Annotated in this window: 3 protein-coding genes and 1 riboswitch; all 3 genes read right to left on the reverse strand. The window is 68.7% G+C overall.

Translation table 11 applies throughout. From position 1 onward, the window contains the following. Window positions 1–138: 138 nt before the first annotated feature. From ACOJVU_RS14760 to ACOJVU_RS14770, 3 genes are read right to left on the reverse strand one after another with little or no spacing between them, the layout of a single operon-like run. Entirely contained in the window at window positions 139–873 is a 735-nt protein-coding gene (locus ACOJVU_RS14760) for a class I SAM-dependent methyltransferase (protein ID WP_421530458.1), read from the reverse strand. Continuing rightward, window positions 870–2,030, reverse strand: a complete 1,161-nt coding sequence (gene metX / locus ACOJVU_RS14765) for a homoserine O-acetyltransferase MetX (protein WP_421530459.1) — start codon at window positions 2,028–2,030, stop codon at window positions 870–872. Before metX ends, ACOJVU_RS14760 begins: the two co-directional genes overlap by 4 nt. An 11-nt stretch (window positions 2,031–2,041) precedes the next feature. Continuing rightward, a complete protein-coding gene (locus ACOJVU_RS14770) occupies window positions 2,042–3,436 on the reverse strand; it encodes a bifunctional o-acetylhomoserine/o-acetylserine sulfhydrylase (protein WP_421530460.1) in 1,395 nt (464 codons plus the stop codon). Window positions 3,437–3,647: 211 nt separating this feature from the next. Continuing rightward, a riboswitch (SAM riboswitch) is annotated at window positions 3,648–3,765 on the reverse strand. Window positions 3,766–3,769 lie beyond the last annotated feature (4 nt).

The following is a 3,769-nucleotide window of genomic DNA, read 5'->3' on the forward strand; positions in this document are numbered from 1 at the left end:
ACAACCAACCCCGCACCAACACCCACTGGCACCCCGAAAAACTCCTCCACCACACAAACAACGACAACGAGCCCACCGACGACGACAACGACAACGAGGACGACGGAAGCTGACCGCGCCCGTCAGCCCGCCAGCCCGTCAGCCAGCCAGCGTCGCCCGGATGCACACTGTGACATACGGCAGCGCCAGTCCGGTCGAATTCGCCAGGGCTGGATGGGTGGTCAGCAACTCCCGCACCTCATCGAGCGTCCTGGTGCGGACCTCGGCCGGTGAGGTGATGCAGTAGCTGCGCGATGTCACCAGATCGATCAACGCCTGCGGCGTCAGGTAATTCGTCCAGTCCACGCGGCGGCGCTCCAGCGCGGTGAACGGTGCGGGCAGCGTCACGTCCAGCCGGTCGCCGTCGCCGTCGCTGCCGATGATGCGGCCCAGTTCACGAACCCAGCCGAGTCGTTCGTCGCGGATGTTCCACACCAGGCCCAGCCGCCCACCGGGGCGCAGCACGCGGGCCACCTCCGGTATCGCCCGGGCGGGATCCACCCAGTGCCATGCCTGGGCCACCAGCACGGCGTCAATACTGTTGTCGGGCAACGGAATCCCTTCCGCGGTACCCAACAGCGCCCGGGTTTCCGGCAGCGCGTCGTGTAACACCTCAAGCATGTCGGGGATCGGATCGACCGCCACCACGTCCAGACCGCGCTCGACCAGCCGGGTGGTCAACTTGCCCGTGCCCGCGCCCAGGTCGAGCACCAGGAGCCCACCGGTCGGCAACAGCCAGTCGATGGCCTCCGGTGGGTAGGACGGTCGGCCACGCTCGTATGCGGCGGCCGCCGAGCCGAACGACAGGGAGCGTTCCTGTCTCGAGCGGGTCACCGCCGGCACGCGCCTTCGCTCCTCCCTGACCGGGAGGCCAGGACGAGGGTCTTGCGGATCAACTCGCCGACCGCCTCGGACTCGACCAGGAAGCCGTCGTGCCCGCATCTGGAATCGACGACCTGCAGGCCTGAGCAGCCCGGGAGTAGATCAGCCAACTCCTGCTGAAGGCGTAGCGGGTAGAGCCGGTCGGAGGTGATACCGCCGACCACGGCCGGCACCGGGCACCTGCGCAGAGCCTGGCGAACCCCGCCGCGACCGCGACCGATGTCGTGGCTGTTGAGCGCCTCGGTCAAGATCACGTAGCTGCCGGCGTCGAAGCGGGACAACAGCTTGTTGCCCTGATGCTCGAGGTAGCTTTCCACGGCGTAACGGCCGCCGTGGAGCGGGTCCTCCTGTCCGGGATCGCTCTGGGCGTCGTTGGCGAACCGGGTGTCGAGCTCCATCTCGCCGCGGTAGGTCAGGTGCGCGAAACGGCGGGCGATGGTCAGCCCGTCCTCCGGTTTGCGTCCGCTGTCGTGGTAGTCGCCGCTCTGCCAGTTGGGGTCGGCCTTGATGGCCGCGATCTGAGTGGTCTGGGTGCCGATCTGGTCCGCGGTGGCGCGCGCGCCGACCGCCAGCAGCAGTCCCGCCCGGACCTGGTCAGGGTGACCGACCATCCACTCCAAAGCCCTTGCGCCGCCCATGGATCCACCGACAACGGCGGCGACCTCGTTGATGCCCAGCGCGGCCAGCGCGCAGATGTCGGCCTCGACCTGGTCGCGCACCGTGATCAGCGGAAACCGTGAACCCCAAGGCTTTCCGTCCCGGGCGCGCGAGCTGGGCCCGGTGGAGCCGCGGCAGCCGCCGAGCACGTTGGTGGCCACCGCGCACCAGCGATCGGTGTCGATCGGCGCACCCGGCCCGATCATGCCGTCCCACCAGCCGGGCGTGGGATGCCCGGGCCCGGCCGGCCCGCTGACGTGGGAGTCGCCGGTGAGCGCGTGCAGGACCACCACCACGTTGTCGCGCGTGGGGGAGAGCTCACCCCAGCGCTGGACGGCGATGCAGACGTCGTCGATCACCGCACCGCTTTCGGTGGTCAGCGCACCGATGTGGACGAAGCCGATCTCGCCCTCGGTGGGCAGCGTCTGGGTGGGGAACTCCGAGATCGTCATGTCAGCTCGCCTCAGCAGGCCGCCGCCGCGTGCGGGTCGCCGCTGGACTGCGTCGATGGCCTCGTCCCACCGTGTTTGCGGGCCGCGGCGAAACCGAGCTCGAGGTCGTCCAGGATGTCGTCGATGCCCTCGATGCCGACGGCCAGCCGCACCAGCCCAGGGCTGACGCCGGTGGACAGCTGCTCGGCCGGGCTCAGCTGGGCGTGGGTGGTCGACGCCGGGTGGATCACCAGCGAGCGCACGTCACCGATGTTGGCGACGTGGCTGTGCAGCTTGAGCGCGTTGACGAACGCCTTGCCGGCCTCGACGCCGCCGGCCAACTCGAACGAGAGGACCGCCCCGGTGCCTTTGGGCGCCAGCTTCTTTGCGCGCGCGTGCCACGGCGAGCCGGGCAGGCCCGCGTAGTTGACCGACAGCACGCCGTCATGGGCGGCCAGGAACTCGGCGACCCGCTGTGCGTTGGCGACGTGGCGCTCCATGCGCAGGCTCAGCGTCTCGATGCCCTGAGCGACCAGGAACGCGTTGAACGGCGAGGCGGCCGACCCGAGGTCGCGCAGCAGTTGCACGCGCGCCTTCAGCGCGAACGCCGGCGGCCCCAGCTCGGCGTACACCACGCCGTGGTAGCTCGGGTCGGGCGTGGTGAATCCGGGGAAGCGGCCCTGTGCCCAGTCGAACGTGCCGCCGTCGACGATGACGCCGGCGATCGCGGCGCCGTGCCCGCCCAGGTACTTGGTGGCCGAGTGCACCACGATGTCGGCGCCGTGGGCGAACGGCTGGATGAGGTAGGGCGTGGCGACGGTGTTGTCGACGATCAGTGGCACCCCGTTGGCGTGGGCGACCCCGGCGACGCCGGGGATGTCGAGCACGTCGATCTTGGGGTTGGAGATGGTCTCCCCGAAGAACGCCTTCGTGTTCGGCTTGGCCGCGGCCTGCCAGGAGTCCAGGTCGTCGGGGTCCGCGACGAAGGTCACCTCGATACCGAGCTTGGCCAGCGAGTAGTGCAGCAGGTTGTAGGTGCCGCCGTAGAGCCGCGGGCTCGCCACGATGTGATCTTCAGCACACGCGACGTTCAATATGGCGAATGTCGCAGCAGCCTGCCCCGAGCTCAGGAACAGCGCCGCCACACCGCCTTCCAACGCGGCGATGCGCTGTTCGACGACGTCGGTGGTCGGGTTGCCCAGCCGGGTGTAGATGTTGCCGGGCACCTCGAGGCCGAACAGTGCGGCGGCGTGCGCGGTGTCGTTGAAGGTGTAGGACGTGGTCTGGTAGATCGGCAGTGCACGGGCGTTGGTCGCCGAGTCGGGCCGCTGCCCGGCGTGGATCTGTTTCGTGTCGAAGGACCAGTGCGCGATCGGATCGGTTTCATCGTTGGCGTCGGTACCGCTGGTGCTGTTTTCGGTGCTCACGGATGGTTGCTTTCTGCTGGACATGGGCGAATCGGGTATCGGGGACAGCCGCTGGCAACGTCACCACCGGTGACGTCAACCGGCGCGGCGGCCGGCTAACAACGACACACGAGTCGACACGTACGCCGATCCGAAAGAGATGATCGATCCGGATGAACCGGGTAGGTGATGCGCATCACGTTTCCCCTCTAGTCAGGGGTCCGTTATGGCGGACCCGCGCTTGCCGCGCAGCCTGTGGCTACTAGACCTGGTCTTTCACCCGGGGCACCCCACCGCGGTTGGAGGGTTGCCGGCCAGCAAGCCGGGGCTTAGCGCTGGCGCTCATGACCGCTA

The sequence above is a fragment of the Mycobacterium sp. THU-M104 genome, from assembly GCF_049197365.1.
In the GTDB taxonomy this organism is placed as follows: Bacteria; Actinomycetota; Actinomycetes; order Mycobacteriales; family Mycobacteriaceae; genus Mycobacterium.